Origin of the sequence: Brevundimonas halotolerans (assembly GCF_003730275.1) — a bacterium.
GTDB classification, from domain to species: Bacteria; Pseudomonadota; Alphaproteobacteria; order Caulobacterales; family Caulobacteraceae; genus Brevundimonas; species Brevundimonas halotolerans.
Window position 1 is genome coordinate 155,320 of sequence record NZ_QTTA01000019.1, and the last position, 14,322, is coordinate 169,641.

The 14,322-nt window shown below is 68.3% G+C and carries 14 protein-coding genes and 1 tRNA gene; 5 read left to right on the forward strand and 10 right to left on the reverse strand.

Annotation, left to right across the window (positions count from 1 at the left end):
- Positions 1-66 precede the first annotated feature (66 nt).
- The 5 genes from EG854_RS09685 to EG854_RS09705 all read right to left on the reverse strand — a co-directional run bounded on the left by EG854_RS09685 (position 67) and on the right by EG854_RS09705 (position 6,691).
- Positions 67-804, reverse strand: a complete 738-nt coding sequence (locus EG854_RS09685; protein WP_123287908.1) for a TlyA family RNA methyltransferase — start codon at positions 802-804, stop codon at positions 67-69.
- Entirely contained in the window at positions 801-3,527 is a 2,727-nt protein-coding gene (locus EG854_RS09690; protein ID WP_123287909.1) for a valine--tRNA ligase, read from the reverse strand. Before EG854_RS09690 ends, EG854_RS09685 begins: the two co-directional genes overlap by 4 nt.
- A gap of 149 nt (positions 3,528-3,676) precedes the next feature.
- Positions 3,677-4,306, reverse strand: a complete 630-nt coding sequence (locus tag EG854_RS09695) for a DUF2497 domain-containing protein (RefSeq protein ID WP_123287910.1) — start codon at positions 4,304-4,306, stop codon at positions 3,677-3,679.
- Between the two features lie 141 nt (positions 4,307-4,447).
- The gene (locus EG854_RS09700; RefSeq protein WP_123287951.1) at positions 4,448-5,926 is read right to left on the reverse strand and encodes a TolC family outer membrane protein; all 1,479 of its coding nucleotides are present in this window, start codon (positions 5,924-5,926) and stop codon (positions 4,448-4,450) included.
- A 135-nt stretch (positions 5,927-6,061) separates the two neighbouring features.
- Positions 6,062-6,691, reverse strand: a complete 630-nt coding sequence (locus EG854_RS09705; protein ID WP_123287911.1) for a protein-L-isoaspartate O-methyltransferase family protein — start codon at positions 6,689-6,691, stop codon at positions 6,062-6,064.
- Between the two features lie 108 nt (positions 6,692-6,799).
- Here EG854_RS09705 and EG854_RS09710 point away from each other — a divergent pair.
- Positions 6,800-6,873: transfer RNA gene (locus EG854_RS09710), tRNA-Cys, on the forward strand.
- 27 nt (positions 6,874-6,900) lie between these two features.
- On the opposite strand, the gene EG854_RS09715 is transcribed toward EG854_RS09710, so the two are convergent.
- Positions 6,901-7,341, reverse strand: a complete 441-nt coding sequence (locus EG854_RS09715) for a DUF983 domain-containing protein (RefSeq protein WP_338133586.1) — start codon at positions 7,339-7,341, stop codon at positions 6,901-6,903.
- Positions 7,342-7,475: 134 nt separating this feature from the next.
- Here EG854_RS09715 and EG854_RS09720 point away from each other — a divergent pair, with 134 nt between their 5' ends.
- The gene (locus EG854_RS09720) at positions 7,476-10,334 is read left to right on the forward strand and encodes a tetratricopeptide repeat protein (protein ID WP_123287912.1); all 2,859 of its coding nucleotides are present in this window, start codon (positions 7,476-7,478) and stop codon (positions 10,332-10,334) included.
- An 18-nt stretch (positions 10,335-10,352) separates the two neighbouring features.
- Here the strand turns inward: EG854_RS09720 and EG854_RS09725 are convergent, their stop codons facing one another.
- The 3 genes from EG854_RS09725 to EG854_RS09735 form a co-directional block, all read right to left on the reverse strand.
- Positions 10,353-10,631, reverse strand: a complete 279-nt coding sequence (locus EG854_RS09725; protein WP_123287913.1) for an HU family DNA-binding protein — start codon at positions 10,629-10,631, stop codon at positions 10,353-10,355.
- Between the two features lie 112 nt (positions 10,632-10,743).
- Complete coding sequence (fliP, locus tag EG854_RS09730; RefSeq protein ID WP_123287914.1) at positions 10,744-11,568, reverse strand: flagellar type III secretion system pore protein FliP; 825 nt, start codon at positions 11,566-11,568, stop codon at positions 10,744-10,746.
- The gene (locus EG854_RS09735; protein ID WP_123287915.1) at positions 11,565-11,858 is read right to left on the reverse strand and encodes a flagellar biosynthetic protein FliO; all 294 of its coding nucleotides are present in this window, start codon (positions 11,856-11,858) and stop codon (positions 11,565-11,567) included. Before EG854_RS09735 ends, fliP begins: the two co-directional genes overlap by 4 nt.
- Positions 11,859-12,028: 170 nt before the next feature.
- Between EG854_RS09735 and EG854_RS09740 the strand changes: the two genes are divergently transcribed.
- From EG854_RS09740 to fliE, 3 genes are read left to right on the forward strand one after another with little or no spacing between them, the layout of a single operon-like run.
- The gene (locus EG854_RS09740; protein ID WP_123287953.1) at positions 12,029-12,430 is read left to right on the forward strand and encodes a flagellar basal body protein; all 402 of its coding nucleotides are present in this window, start codon (positions 12,029-12,031) and stop codon (positions 12,428-12,430) included.
- 25 nt (positions 12,431-12,455) lie between these two features.
- Positions 12,456-12,875 (forward strand): flagellar basal body rod protein FlgC, encoded by a 420-nt coding sequence (gene flgC, locus EG854_RS09745; RefSeq protein ID WP_370237074.1) that lies wholly within the window; start codon positions 12,456-12,458, stop codon positions 12,873-12,875.
- A gap of 13 nt (positions 12,876-12,888) precedes the next feature.
- A complete protein-coding gene (gene fliE, locus EG854_RS09750; protein WP_123287916.1) occupies positions 12,889-13,185 on the forward strand; it encodes a flagellar hook-basal body complex protein FliE in 297 nt (98 codons plus the stop codon).
- Here the strand turns inward: fliE and EG854_RS09755 are convergent.
- Positions 13,166-14,302 carry an acyltransferase family protein gene (locus EG854_RS09755; RefSeq protein WP_123287917.1) on the reverse strand — a complete coding sequence of 379 codons (1,137 nt, stop codon included), beginning with the start codon at positions 14,300-14,302 and terminating at the stop codon, positions 13,166-13,168. The genes fliE and EG854_RS09755 overlap by 20 nt on opposite strands.
- Positions 14,303-14,322: the final 20 nt, after the last annotated feature.

Here is a 14,322-nt window from a genome sequence, read left to right on the forward strand (position 1 = left end):
AGCCCCCCTGTCTGTCGACGACGTGGAGGGACGCCGCCGGAGGAGCAATCCCCCGGTGGCGTCTCCTCAATTGTGGGGACCCTTTGCCCACAGCAGATATTCGACATTGCCGTCGCCGCCGGTGACCGGGCTCTCGGCCGAGGCCTGGACGGTCCAGCCCAACGCCTCCACCCCGGCGGACACCCGCGCCAGCGCTGCCTGACGCGCCTCGGGGTCGCGCATTACCCCGCCCCGTCCGACATCCTTTGGCCCGTCCGCCTCGAACTGGGGTTTGACCAGCGCCACGAGGTCCGCCCCCGGCGCCGCCAGCGACAGGGGCACGGGCAGCACCTTCAACAGGCTGATGAAGCTGGCGTCACAGACGATCAGCTCGGGCGCCGGTTCGATCTGGTCGGCGGTCAGGTCGCGCGCATCGGTGCGCTCCAGCACCACCACGCGGGGGTCCGCTGCGATCCGCTCGTGCAGCTGGCCATGGCCGACATCGACCGCATGAACCCGGGCCGCCCCCCGGATCAGGCAGACCTCGGTAAAGCCGCCGGTCGAGGCGCCGACGTCCAGCACGCTCCGCCCCTCGACCGCGATGGGCCACAGCGTCAGGGCATGATCCAGCTTCAGCGCGCCCCGCCCGACAAACGGATGGGCGGCCTCGGCCTCGATGACCGCATCCTCGGCCACCCTGGCGGCAGGCTTTGTGACCACCTGCCCCGCCACCGTCACCCCGCCCGCCTCAATGGCCGCGCGTGCCTGCGGCCGGCTGTCGAACAGGCCGCGTGCGATCAGCAGCTGGTCGAGGCGGACGCTCACCCCAGTCGGCTCAGTCGCTCCAGAGCCTCCTGCAGGCGCGCCTTGCCGGCCTCGGCCTCGGCCAGCTTGTCGCGTTGCTCCTGAACCACCTCCGGCGCCGCGCGGGACACGAAGTTCGGGTTGTTCAGCTTCTTGCCGAAATGGCCGATGTCGCTGTCAAAGGCGGCGATCTCCTTGTTCAGGCGGACGCGTTCGGCGGCGATATCGACCAGACCGGCCAGCGTCAGGGCCGCGGTGGCGCCCCCCGCGACGAAGGTCACCGCCCCTTCGGGCGCGGCCTCGGCGACCGACACCTCGGACACCCGGGCCAGCGTCATCAGGATCTCGCGATACCGGTCGATCCGGGCCGTGGTGGCGGCGTCCGGGCCGACAAAGGTCAGCGGCGGGCGGGTCGTGGCCACGCTCATCTCGCCCTTCAGCGAACGCACGGCCTCGACCGTCTCGATCAGCCAGCTGACCTCGGCTGCCGCCTCCGTATCGATCAGGCTGTCGGCCAGTTCGGGCCAGGCGGCGCCGATGAGCAGGGGCTCGGTGCGCGCCGCGCCATTGTCGGCGGTCTGGGCCCACAGCTCCTCGGTGATGAAGGGCATGACCGGGTGCATCAGCTTGATGGTCTGGTCCAGCACCCAGGCAGTCATGGCGCGGGTCTCGGCCCCGGCCGCCGCGTCCGAGCCCTGGAACACCGGCTTGGCCAGTTCCAGATACCAGTCGCAGAAGATGTTCCAGACAAAGCGGTAGAGGCTGCCTGCCGCATCGTCGAACCGGCCGCCCTCGATGGCCGACGCCACCTCGCGCTCGGCCTTGACCAGTTCGCCGCGGATCCAGCGGTTGATGGTGGCCTCGGCGGCCGCCGGGTCAAAACCCTCCACCCGGGCACAGCCGTTCATCTGAGAAAAGCGCGCGGCATTCCACAGCTTGGTGCCGAAGTTGCGATAGCCCTCGATCCGCTGGCGGCTCAGCTTGATGTCGCGCGTGCCCGACAGGATGGCCATGGTGAAGCGCAGCGGATCGGCGCCCAGATCGTCGATGATCTCCAGCGGGTCGATGACATTGCCCTTGGACTTGCTCATCTTCTGGCCCTTCTCGTCGCGGACGAGGCCATTGATGATGACGCGGTGGAAGGGCACCTCGTCCATGAAGTGCAGGCCCATCATCATCATCCGGGCGACCCAGAAGAAGATGATGTCGGCGGCGGTGACCAGGTCCGAGGTCGGATAGAAGCGCTGAAGGTCTTCCGTCTTCTCCGGCCAGCCCATGGTCGAGAAGGGCCACAGGGCGGAGGAGAACCAGGTATCGAGAACATCCTCGTCCTGGGTCAGGGGCTTGCCACCCGCCTGCGCGAGAGCGTCTTCCTCGGTCTCGGCGACATAGATATTGCCGTCGTCGTCGTACCAGGCCGGGATGCGGTGCCCCCACCACAGCTGGCGGCTGATGCACCACGGCTCGATGTTTCTCAGCCATTCGAAATAGATCTTGGAATAGCTGGCGGGCTCGAATGTGGTCTTGCCGGTCTCGACCGCCGCAATGGCCGGCTGGGCCAGCGTCTTGGCGTCAACGTACCACTGGTCCGTCAGCCACGGCTCGATGACCACGCCCGAGCGGTCGCCGTGCGGGACCATGTGTTTGGTCTTCTCGATGGCCTTCAGCCAGCCCTCTTCCTCGGCGCGGACGACGATGGCCTTGCGCGCCGCAAAGCGGTCCATGCCTTCGTACTCGGCGGGCACATCGGGGCAGTCGGCGGCGGTGATCCGGGCCAGAGAGTCCATGACGTTGAGCGTGGCGAGGCCCGCCCGCTTGCCGACCTGGAAGTCGTTGAAGTCGTGCGCCGGGGTGATCTTGACGGCGCCCGAGCCCTTGGTCGGATCGGCATAGTCATCGGCGACGATCGGCACGCGGCGGCCGGTGATCGGCAGGATCACGGCCTTGCCCACCAGACCGGCATAGCGTGCATCGTCCGGGTGCACGGCCACGCCGGTATCGCCCAGCATGGTCTCGGGCCGGGTGGTGGCGACGACGATGTAATCGCGCGTCTCCCACTCCGTCGCCTTGCCGTCGTCATCGAAGGCGACCGGGTGCTCATAGGTCAGGCCGTCGGCCAGCGGATAGGCGCAATGCCAATAGGCGCCGTCGACTTCCTTTTGCTCGACCTCGAGGTCCGAGATGGCCGTCTGGAAATGCGGGTCCCAGTTCACCAGCCGCTTGTCGCGATAGATCAGGCCGTCCTTGTGCAGTTGCACGAACACCTTGCGGACGGCGGCGTTCAGCCCTTCGTCCAGCGTAAACCGCTCGCGGCTCCAGTCGCAGGAGGCGCCCAACCGGCGCAGCTGGCGCACAATGGTGCCACCCGACTCGGCCTTCCACTCCCAGACCTTGTCGATGAAGGCCTCGCGGCCCATGTCGCGCCGCCCGACATTGCCGGCGGCCGCCAGCTGGCGCTCGACCACCATCTGGGTGGCGATCCCCGCATGGTCCGTGCCCGGCAGCCACAGCACGGCCTTGCCGGTCATCCGGTGATAGCGGGCCAGGATATCCTGCAGGGTGTTGTTCAGCGCATGGCCGATGTGCAGGCTGCCCGTCACGTTCGGCGGCGGAATGACGATGGAATAGGCCCCGGCCGCGCCGTCGGTCGCGGCGGCGTCACGGGGGGCGAACAGGCCGCTGTCCTCCCACGCCTGGTACAGGCGGGGCTCGGCGCTTTGCGGTTCGAAATTCTTCTCAAGCATGATCGGGCGTTTCTTTTTTGCCCTATCGCTCGGCTCGCGGAGCCTCGCTGTTTGAGGGCGAAAGGTTCTCAATATTTGGCGATAACGAAAAGGGGGCGGCCCCGCTGGAGCCGCCCCCTCAGTCTTTAGGACGAAGTCAGGGTCAGAGGCTAGCGGGGCGCACCGTTCAGCCGCGATACGCGGTCGACTTCCTTGCGGACCTCGGCCTCGACAATGTTCTGCAGATTGGCGTCCAGCCAGTCCTTGAGCATTTCGCGCAGCATGGGGCTCAGCAGGCTGCGGACCAGTTCGTCGATGGTGGCGCTGTTGCCGGCAGGCGCGCTGGCCGAGGCGGCGGGCGCCGGACGCAGGGCGGCGGCCAACCCGGCAAAGGCGCCGGCGGCCGAGGCGGCGGTCGCATCGCTGATCAGGCCCTCATCGGAAGACGGCGCAGCGCGGGGGGCCGGGGCCGGTTCCGGCTCGGGCTCCGGGGCGGCCTCATCCACGGGGAAGGGGTCGGCCGAGCCGATATCGAGGTCGCCGAGGGTCTCCTGGGCGGGGGCGGGCTGTTCCTCGGCCGGTTCCTCGGCGGGGGCCTCATAGCGTTCGGTCAGTTCCAGCACATCCTCGGCCGGTTCAGGCTCGCGCGCCGGTTCCGGCTCGGGCTGGGGTTCCGGTTCCGGTTCCGGGGCGGCGGCGGCCGGGGCCGTCTCGGCCGGGGCATCGTCTTCCGAGATGATCCGGCGGATCGACGCCAGGATCTCCTCCATCGTCGGTTCCTGGGCGGTCGGATCAGTCATGTCTCATAACCCCTGGCATGGTCGCTACGCTTACGCGCAGACGGGATCGGAACGGACCGATGCGGCCCCCGTGTGTCCTGTCGTCGCATCAACGGGGCCCGGAATCAACGGACCTTTTTCGCCTCGTTGGTTAATCGAGGATCAGTTGCGCGGCGCGGTCTGGATGGTGTCGCCCTTGAGCTGGGTGTCGATCGGCGCGTCCTCGGCATCATTCGCAGGCACGATCTGCGGGGCGGCGATGCGGTCGATGGCCTCGATCACGCCATCCCACGGCAGGCCGCCGCGGTTGCGCACGCGCTCATAGTTGACCGAGGGATCATAGACGTCCTCGGCGGGGACCAGCACGGTGACGTCCAGACGGCCCATGGCCAGCAGCAGCTGGGCCATGGCGACATACTCATTGCGGCGGGCGGTCACGAGCGCCACCTGGGCCGAGCGCAGTTCCAGCTCGCCGTTCAGAACATCGAGGGTGGTGCGCAGGCCGACCTGGGCTTCCTGACGGACACCCTCGGCGGCGACGGTGGCGGCACGGACGGCTTCTTCGCCGGCGCGCAGGCTCGAGCGGGCCGAGATCAGCTGGGCATAGGACGAGCTGATCGATTGCAGCACCGTCCGGCGCTGACCCTCGATCTGAATCTGGGCGGCATTGGCCCGCTCCAGCGCCTGGGACACACGTGACTGGTTCAGGCCGCCGGTGAACAGCGGCACCGACAGGGTCGCTCCGGCCTGGAAGGTGGTGCGATCAGCCAGATCAAAGCTGGACAGCTCATTGGTCGAGCCGCCGTAGGAGGCGCTGACCCGCACGGACGGCAGATATTCGGCGCGCGCCAGGGCGACATTGGCCTCGGCCGCGGCCAGGGCATATTCGGCGGCGCGGACGTTGGGATTTTCGGCCAGGCCGATGTCGAGGGCGACGTCAAAGTCGTCCGGTACGCCAGGCAGGGGCGGCAGCGGGGCCAGACGGCCTGGAGTCTGGCCGACGATGGCGGCATAGGAGGCGCGGCTGACCGACAGCTGGGCCTGGGAATTGGCCAGATCGGCCTCGGACTGGGCGAGGCGCGCCTCGGCCTGGGCCACGTCGGTGCGGGTGATCTCGCCGACCTCGAAGCGGGCCGAGGCCTCGTCCAGCTGGCGCTGCAGGACGGTCAGGTTCTCCTGACGGATGCGGACGATCTCCTCGTCGCGCAGCACATCAGCATAGACCTGGATGACGGTGGCCAGCACCTGTTGCTCGACCGAGCGCAGGTCCTCGCGTCCCGCCAGGATGTTGGCCTCGGTGGCGGTGATGCCCAGCGATATGCGGCCGCCCGAATACAGCGTCTGGGACAGGCCGATGCTGGCGCCGCCGCTTTCTGTTTCAGTCGTACCCGCCGGCGTTTCGACCTGCGTGTAGTTGGCGCTGGCGCTGACATCGATCGACGGGCGCAGGCCCGAGCGCGCCTGAACGATCGATTCGTCCAGTGCCCGCTGATTGGCGCGTTGGCCCAGCAGGGTCGGATTGGTCCGGTAGGCCATGCGGATGGCGTCGGGCAGGGTGTCCTGGGCCAGCGCCGGCATGGCCAGTCCGGACCCCAGGGCGAGGGCCGCAAGCGAAATCAGCGCACGGGTGCGATTGAACATCTTCATTTCCTGCCTGACGCGGCCGGCCCGCGTCGTGTCATTCTCGGTGACGAGCGTAGTGCGAGATCGTTGTGCCCGACGCCAGTTAAGTTTTTTTCACGCGGCACCCGGTTCATTCCGTCGCCGCGCTGGACTCTAGAGGCTGAAGGCGGGCTCGGGGCGCAGTTCGTCCAGAACCGGAGGCGTTGCATCGAACAGCTGCCGGCGCGACCAGCCCTCGGGGGTGCGCATGTGCAGGCTGGCCTTGCCGACCGGGCCGTTGCGCTCGACCAGCACGGCGCGACCGCCGACCTTCAGGGCGTCCAGCCAGGCATCCGGGCGGACGGGCACGGCGACCTCGGACACGATCAGGTCCCAGCCGTCGGACTGCGGCCGGTCCAGCGGCGCCTCAACCACGGTGACGCCCGCGGCGCTCAGGGTCGGGGCGGAGATGGCCAGCGCCTCGGCGTCCGATTCCTGCAGGGTGACGTCCAGACCCATCTGCGCCAGCACGGCGGCGGCATAGGCGCCCGACATGACCAGCGCCCGCTCACCCGGCTTGGGAGCGGCCGCCATCAACAGTTTCGACAGGTCGCGCGGCAGCATCAGGCTGCGCGTGGCCGTGACCGGCACCTCGACCTCGGCATAGGCGGAAAAGGCGCGGTCCGGGGCGCACAGGGCCTCACGCGGCACCGCCAGCAGGGCCGCCTGCAGGGCGCGATCCGTGACATCGTTCACCCGGACCTGGCTGTCCACCATCACCTTGCGTGCCGTCTGGAAGTCCATGCGTCGATCGATCCCTGGGGAGAGGAGAGTGAAAAAGCTGGCCCGCTTATAGGTGTGTGCGTTGCGGGGGACAATCCGATCTGATAGCGAACGCGCCTCGCGATCAGTGGCCTGATGGCGGAGTGGTTACGCAGCGGACTGCAAATCCGTGCACCCCGGTTCGATTCCGGGTCAGGCCTCCATCGCGGTTCCCCGACCGCCAGACCTCCTCAGCGGCGGCGTTCTCGCCAGCGCGAGCCCTCGCCATGCTTGCCGATGCTGGAAAACTCGGGCGGGGCGGCGCTGCGGGCATATTGCTCGGCGACCAGCCAGGCCTTGAACGGCCGAAGACTGCCCAGACACAGGATCAGGATCAGCGGCAGGGTGACCACCAGATGCACCCAGATCGGCGGGTGCAGCCCCAGCTCCAGCGCCATCATGGCGGCCATGCCGATCACGCCGACGATCGACATGACGAAAAAGGCCGGGCCATCGGCGGGATCGGCGAAGCTGTAGTCCAGCCCGCAGGCCGGGCAGGCGTCGCGCACCGTCAGATAGCCCTCCAGCAGCGGCCCCTCACCGCAGCGCGGGCAGCGGCATTTCAGCGAGACCATCAGCAGATTGGGTTTCGGCGCCTCGACGGGATCGGGGCCGGGTTCCGGCGGTGTCATCAGATGTCCCTTCATCGACAGGTCCGCATGTGGGCCGGAGGGCCGAGGCGAACAAGTCCGGCGCAGTGTCGCACGAAGGACGGGTCAGGAAGCGTTAACCCTGAAGCAACGCCTTGTTGCGATGGTCCGGCATCATGTCCCGAACCAAGGCCACGAAGGGCGTCCTGAGGTCGACCGTGGCGCTTGCCGCGGCCGGGTCGGTCGCGTTCGCGCCCCTGCTGACCCTGGCGCAGGAAGCCCCGGCCTCGGCCGTGACCGAGCCGCTGGCCATCCGCATCGGGACCACGGACACCTATACCCGGATCGAGTTCGCCGGCGTGGTCGGCGCCCGGTCTCGCGTCGCGATTGATGGCCGGACCGTTGTCGTACGGGTCGGCACGACCGCCGCACCCGATGTCTCCCGGCTCAAGGTCGATCCCCCGCCGGGCCTTGAGGCCATCGAGACCCGGGCTGTGGCAAACGGCACCGAACTGGTCCTGACCCTGGCCGAGGGCGCCTCGGTCACCCGGGGTCAGGCTGATGGTGCCGTCTGGATCAATCTCTATCGCCCGGGCGAGGCCCCGCCGCCGTCCGCGGCTACGGCCTCGGCGGCGACTGTGGCCGTGCGCGCCGCGCCGTCTGCGGATTCGGTGACCCTGACCTTCAACTGGGACCGTCCGGTCGGCGCCGCCGTCTTCCGCCGGGGCGAGGCCGTCTGGATCGTCTTTGACCAGGCGGCGACGCTGGACATGCAGGGTGCCGACGATCTGGGCCCGGCGGGCGAGGCGCGCTGGGCGCGCGGGCCTGATTACACCTCGCTGCGCATCGACGCCCCGCGCAATCTCCAGGTGGCCGCTTCTGGACAGGGCAATGTCTGGACCGTGACCCTCGGTGGTCGGGCCGTGCCCCCCGGCGGCGTCCGCGTCGGCCGCGACGAAGAGGGCCGCGCCTCGCTGGTCGTCACCATGGCCGGGGCGACCAAGGCCGTCTGGCTGACCGATCCGCTGGTCGGCGACCGCTTTGCCGCCGTGACGGCGCTGGCCCCGGGCAAGGGCTTTGCCGGACGTCGCCAGACCGTGGACCTGACCCTGCTGCCGTCGGCGCAGGGGCTGGGCATCGAGACCGCAACCGATGACCTGACCATCCAGCCGGCGGGCGACCGCGTGCTGGTCAGCCGACCCGGCGGGCTGACCCTGTCGCCGCCCTCGGCCGCGCTGGTCGCTGCCGACCTCGCCGAGGACACGCCGCAGAAGGCCACCCATCCCGCCCTGATCCTCGGCGAATGGGCGGCGACCGGCGACAAGGGCTTTGTCGCCACCCACCGACGCCTGCAGGAAGCCGCCACGGACGAGGCCCAGGTGGCCGGAGACAATCCGCGCGCCCCGGTCGAGGCGCGTCTGGCGCTGGCGCGGTTCCTGGTGGGATCGGGCCTGCACTATGAGGCCATCGGCGTTCTGAACTCCATCGTGGCCGCCGCCCCCGGCATGCTGGGCGAGGCTGAAGTGCGCGGCCTGCGCGCGGCCGCTCGCGTGGCCATTGGGCGCTATGACGAGGCGGCAGTCGATCTGGCGGGTGCGGCGCTGTCAGGCGATCCCTCGGCCCAGGCCTGGCAGGGCTATCTGGGTACCCAACGGGGTGACTGGACGGCGGCGCGGGAGTCCTTTGCCCGTGCCTCCATGGTCATCGACGACTTTCCGCCCGTCTGGCGCGCGCGGTTCGGCGCGGCCCATGCCGAAGCGGCGCTGAAGACCGGCGACACCGAGGCGGCCAAGGCCCTGATCTCCTACTGTCTCAGCCAGGACATCAGCGCGGGTGAGCAACTGGCCGTGCGTCTGGTGCAGGCCCGGCTGTTCGAGCTGGAAGGCCAGACCGACCGGGCGCGGGCGGTCTATCAGGCCGTGGGTCGGGCTCCGCTGGATCAGGTCGCCGTACCCGCCCGCCTCGCAGCGGTGAAGATCGATCTGGCGCGCGGCGCGGTCACCCCGATCGAGGCGGCGCGGGTGCTGGAAGGACTGCGCTGGCGCTGGCGCGGCGACATCACCGAGCTGGAGGTGATCCGCACCCTCGGCGAGCTCTACATGTCCCAGGGCATGTACCGCGAGGCGCTGACGGCGCTGCGCAGTGCGGGCACCCGCCTGTCACGTCTGCCCGGCGCCGAGGCGCTGCAGGCCGATCTGGCCCGCGTCTTCCGGGCGCTGTTCCTCGAGGGTGGCGCCGACGGCATGCCGCCCATACAGGCGCTGGGCCTGTTCTATGACTTCCGTGAGCTGACCCCCATCGGCGCCGACGGCGACGAGATGGTGCGGCGTCTGGCGCGTCGCCTGATCGATGTCGACCTGCTGGATCAGGCCGCCGAACTGCTGAAGCACCAGGTCGAGAACCGGCTGGAGGGCGTGGCCCAGGCCCAAGTGGCCGCCGACCTGGCCGTGGTCTACCTCATGGACCGTCAGCCCGAGGCTGCGCTTCAGGCTCTGTGGGCGACGCGGACCACCCTGCTGCCCACAGCGCTGGCGTCAGAGCGCCGTGTGCTTGAGGCCCGGGCCCTGCTGGGCCTTGGCCGCTTTGACCATGCGCTCGAGGTGCTGGGCGGCGACACCAGCCCCGAAGCGCGCGCCGCCCGGGCCGAGGTCTTCTGGAAGCAGGAAAAATGGGGTGAGGCCGCCGCCCTCTACGAACAGGGTCTGGGCGACCGCCACGAGGACACCGCGACCCCGCTGACGCGCGATGAGGAGAACCGCCTGCTGCGCGCCGCTGTCGGTTATTCCCTGGCCGAGGACGATACGGCGCTGCTTCGGCTGTCGCGCAACTGGACGCCCTTCATCGAAAAGGCGCGGGCGCCCAATGCCCTGCGCATCGCTCTCGCCGGGCTGAACGGGCTGGAGGATGCCACCAGCGTCCGCGAGTTCGCCGCCATGGCAGCCCGCGCCGACACCTTCACCGGCTGGGTCGAAAGCGTGAAGGGGCGGTTCAGAAACGAAGACGGCGGCGAGGTTGCCCCCGCCGCCGCCGGCTAACAGGTCTGAACGTCAGACTTAGCTGTTGACCGCATCCTTGAGCGGCTTGGACACGCGGAAACGCACCGCCTTGGAGGCCGGGATCTTGATGGTGGCGCCGGTGGCGGGGTTGCGGCCTTCACGGGCAGCGCGCGCGGCGGTGTCGAAGACGCCCAGGTTCGAGATACGGACGTCGCCGCCGCTCTTCAGGCTCTTGTGAATGTTCTCGACGATGGCCGTCAGAACGCGACCGGCATCGGCCTGGGAAACACCGGCATCCTTGGCGACGGCGGCAATCAGTTCAGCTTGAGTGGTCATTTGGGTCGTTTCCATTTTTTCGCCCGCTGCGGGCGATGACGACCGGATCAACGCGCGTTTCCAGCGACATTGCAAGCCATACCGGGGGCCATCGCCTGTGGATGAAAGGGTTTCACCCGCTTCCGGCCGCCCTCTGGAAGCTCTCGACCAGGCTGCCCGCGACCAGTCGCCAGCCATCCACCAGCACGAAAAAGATCAGCTTGAACGGCAGGGAAATTACCACCGGAGGCAGCATCATCATGCCCATCGACATGAGCACGCTGGCGACCACCAGATCGATCACAAGGAACGGAACGAAAAGGAGAAATCCGATTTCGAAGGCCCGTTTCAACTCGCTGATCATAAAGGCCGGGGTGACTACCCGGATCGGCAGGTCGGCGGCGGTTTCAGGGGCCTCGATATTGGACAGGCGGGTGAACAGGGCCAGGTCGTCCTGATCGACCTGGGAGAGCATGAAAATTTTTACCGGTTCCGAGGCTGCATCAAAGGCCTGGGGCAGCTCCATCTCCTGATCCAGCAAGGGCCGGATGCCCGAATCATAGGCGGCCTGCCAGGTCGGAGCCATGACGATGGCGCTCAGAAACAGGGCCAGCGACACCAGAACGGCATTCGGCGGCGACTGCTGCATGCCCAGCGCGGTCCGTAGCAGGGACAGCACGACGACGATCCGCACGAAGCTGGTCGTCATGATGACGATCGATGGCGCCAGCGACAGCACGGTCATCAGCCCGACCAGCTGCACGACCCGCTCGGTCAGGCCGGCCCCGGTGCCGAGGTCGATATTGATGGCGCTGCCCGAGGCGACTTCCTGGGCCAGGGCCGCGATTGGCCAGACCAGCGAGACCAGGGTGACCAGCAACGACAGCAGGGCCGCGCGCTTCAGTTCTTCCCGGTTGGGCAGGGCAAGGATCGCCGGGCGCTTGCGGGTCCGGCTCATGATTGCGGCCCCGGGGGCAGGGGGGCCAGCGACTGGCGCGGCTCGATCAGTTCGCGGCCTTCGCCAAGCAGGATCAGCCGTTCTTCCTGATCGACCCGGACCAGCACCAGACGGCGGGCGGGGTCCAGCACCAGGGTCTCGACCACGGTCAGGCGTCGCTCGCCCCGGTCGGCCCCGAAGCGGGCCAGCAGCTGCGGCGCATAGCGGCGTCCGGCCCAGGCGGCCAGGCCGATCAGGCCAAGCGTGAAGGCCAGGCCAAAGATCGCCCGGGCAAGATCAAGAAAGGACATGAAGGCTCGACATGGCGGCTCGAATCGACGCGCCCGCACGGGCGGGTTCGAGGCCAAAGGTTAACCGTGAGGGTTAACGTCGCGTTTAGATAACTCGTGATTAACCATAGAGGCGGCAGTTTATGCCCAGCCCGCAGACTGGCGGGCCCCTGCGCTTCAAGGAGGCTGACATGGGTGTGGCCGACCTGCCCCTTCTGACCCAGATCAAGGGTCGCCTGACCTGGCTGGATGAACGCCAGCGCGTCATCGCCCAGAACGTCGCCAACTCCGACACCCCCGGCTATGTCGCCCATGACCTCGCCCTGCCCAAGGATTTCGCCTCGGCCATGACGGCGCGGCCGGTGACCCTCGCCCGCACCCAGGCCGGCCATATCGCCCCGCCGTCACCCGCCGCCTGCTATTCCGCCGTCGAGGCCCCGGACTCCGAGACCACGCTGGACGGCAATTCCGTGGTGGTCGAGGAGCAGATGCTGAAGATGACCGAGAGCCGCATGGCCTATGAGGCGGCCATCGGATTCTACCAGAAGTCCATGACCCTGCTGCGGATGGCCGCGCGCCCGCCGGGCCGCTGAGCCCCGGCTGAAGGAAGACTGACCCATGCCCGATCCCGTCCCGCCCAGAAATCCCGCCATGGCCGTGGCCGCCGGCGCCATGAAGGCCCAGCAGTCACGCATGCGGGTGATCGCCGAAAACATTGCCAATGCCGATTCGACCTCACCGGTCGCGGGGGGCGAACCCTATCGCCGTCAGGTGCCGGTCTTCCAGTCGCGCACGGTCGATGGCGTCACCGGCGTGGTGCTGGCCGAGGTGCGGCCCGACCAGGGCGACTTCCGCATGGACTATGACCCGTCCCACCCGGCCGCCAATGCCGATGGCTATGTCATGCGGCCCAACGTCAACACCCTGGTCGAGGCCATGGACATGCGCGAGGCCCAGCGCGCCTATGAGGCCAACCTCAACATCATCGAGACGGCGCGCGCCATGGAAAGCCGCCTGCTCGAGATCCTGAAGAAATAGGGGATAGGCCGTCATGAATCCGATTGCCGCAGCCCGCGCCTATCAGGCCATTCAGGGTGCAGGCTCTGCCGGGGCGGTCAGCCCGACCGACGCGCCCGGCTTTTCCGATCTGGTGCAGAATGTCATCGCCAGCGCCACCACCCAGACCCGCGCCGCCGAGGCCCAGATGACCCAGGTGGTTCAGGGGCAGGGCAGTCTGATCGATGTGGTCACCGCCATCAGCTCGGCCGAGGCCTCGCTGGAAACCGCCATGGCCGTGCGCGATCAGATGATCCAAGCCTATCAGGAAATCATGCGTATGCCGATCTGACGGCCTTGGTCGCCGGAGCGCGGTGGCGGGTGCGGGCCTTGAGCCAGTCCTGCAGCGGGCCGTCGACCATGTGGTGAAAGGCAAAGGCGAACGCGACCGCCATGCCGACGCCCATGGCCCATAGCGCCCACTGGACCGGCTCCGACAGGTTCAGCCGGGCGATGGCGACATTGGCCACGCCGAACCAGGCGATCCGCACCACTTCATTGCTGATGAACATCGAGAAGGACACCAGCGCCGCCCGCTCGATCAGGCGTGAGGGGCGGGCGACCGGAATGGCGCCGGCCGCCAGAATGATCAGCGAGATCATCACCAGACTGGGCAGGGCATTCTTGCCGTAGAACTGCAGCGCGATCAGGCCGATGGTGGCCAGTACGCCGACCCAGCGGGCCAGTCCCGGGTGGATCCAGACGCGGTGCGCAAACGCCGCCAGCGCCATGCCGAGGAAGAACAGCGGCAGGGCCCGGAAGAAGCCGAACTTCATCGGCATCTGGTAGACGGGATAGCCCAGCAGGGCTCGCGCCAGCTCATTGGCGATCAGGTACAGGCCGATCCCCAGCACCAGCCAGGTCCACGGGCCGAGACGTGCACAGCTGCGCACGATCCAGGGAAAGGCCAGATAGCAGCCGATCAGGGCCGAGATCGACCAGGTCGGGGCATTCCAGCCCAGCCCGCCGGGAATGCCGAACGCCTGCACCAGCCCCAGCTGCGCCGGCAGCTGGCTCCAGTCGAACCATTCCGGATTGCGCGGCGCCAGACCGATGGTGGCACTGCCGACCACCAGCGCCACCAGCGCCAACCCCATCATCAGATGCGCCGGCACGACCCGCAGCACCCGCCGCGTCAGGAATTCGCCCGGGCTGACCTGACCCGAGGCCAGGCTTTGCGAGTACAGCCGCATCAGCACATAGCCGCTGTCGATGATGAACAGATTGGTCAGCAGGAAGCCGGTGTGTTCGAACGCGGGGTGCAGCCCCTCGGCCAGGGCGATGGGCCCCGCCGCCTGAAAGTGATGCAGGACGATCAGCACGGCCACAATGAAACGGATGGCATCCAGCCAGCCGCCGCGGGCGATGGCGGTTGTCTCGTTTCGGGTCGAAATCCAGCGATCCAGCATGGTTCGGGCTCCTTTGATCC

Bases quoted from the DNA above. Each gene is read 5' to 3' on its own strand.
- EG854_RS09690 (WP_123287909.1), bottom strand. From the start codon at position 3,527: ATGCTTGAGAAGAATTTCGAACCGCAAAGCGCCGAGCCCCGCCTGTAC.
- EG854_RS09695 (WP_123287910.1), bottom strand. From the start codon at position 4,306: ATGACTGATCCGACCGCCCAGGAACCGACGATGGAGGAGATCCTGGCG.
- EG854_RS09700 (WP_123287951.1), bottom strand. From the start codon at position 5,926: ATGTTCAATCGCACCCGTGCGCTGATTTCGCTTGCGGCCCTCGCCCTG.
- EG854_RS09705 (WP_123287911.1), bottom strand. From the start codon at position 6,691: ATGGACTTCCAGACGGCACGCAAGGTGATGGTGGACAGCCAGGTCCGG.
- EG854_RS09715 (WP_338133586.1), bottom strand. From the start codon at position 7,341: ATGACACCGCCGGAACCCGGCCCCGATCCCGTCGAGGCGCCGAAACCC.
- EG854_RS09720 (WP_123287912.1), top strand. From the start codon at position 7,476: ATGTCCCGAACCAAGGCCACGAAGGGCGTCCTGAGGTCGACCGTGGCG.
- EG854_RS09725 (WP_123287913.1), bottom strand. From the start codon at position 10,631: ATGACCACTCAAGCTGAACTGATTGCCGCCGTCGCCAAGGATGCCGGT.
- fliP (WP_123287914.1), bottom strand. From the start codon at position 11,568: ATGAGCCGGACCCGCAAGCGCCCGGCGATCCTTGCCCTGCCCAACCGG.
- EG854_RS09735 (WP_123287915.1), bottom strand. From the start codon at position 11,858: ATGTCCTTTCTTGATCTTGCCCGGGCGATCTTTGGCCTGGCCTTCACG.
- EG854_RS09740 (WP_123287953.1), top strand. From the start codon at position 12,029: ATGGGTGTGGCCGACCTGCCCCTTCTGACCCAGATCAAGGGTCGCCTG.
- flgC (WP_370237074.1), top strand. From the start codon at position 12,456: ATGCCCGATCCCGTCCCGCCCAGAAATCCCGCCATGGCCGTGGCCGCC.
- fliE (WP_123287916.1), top strand. From the start codon at position 12,889: ATGAATCCGATTGCCGCAGCCCGCGCCTATCAGGCCATTCAGGGTGCA.
- EG854_RS09755 (WP_123287917.1), bottom strand. From the start codon at position 14,302: ATGCTGGATCGCTGGATTTCGACCCGAAACGAGACAACCGCCATCGCC.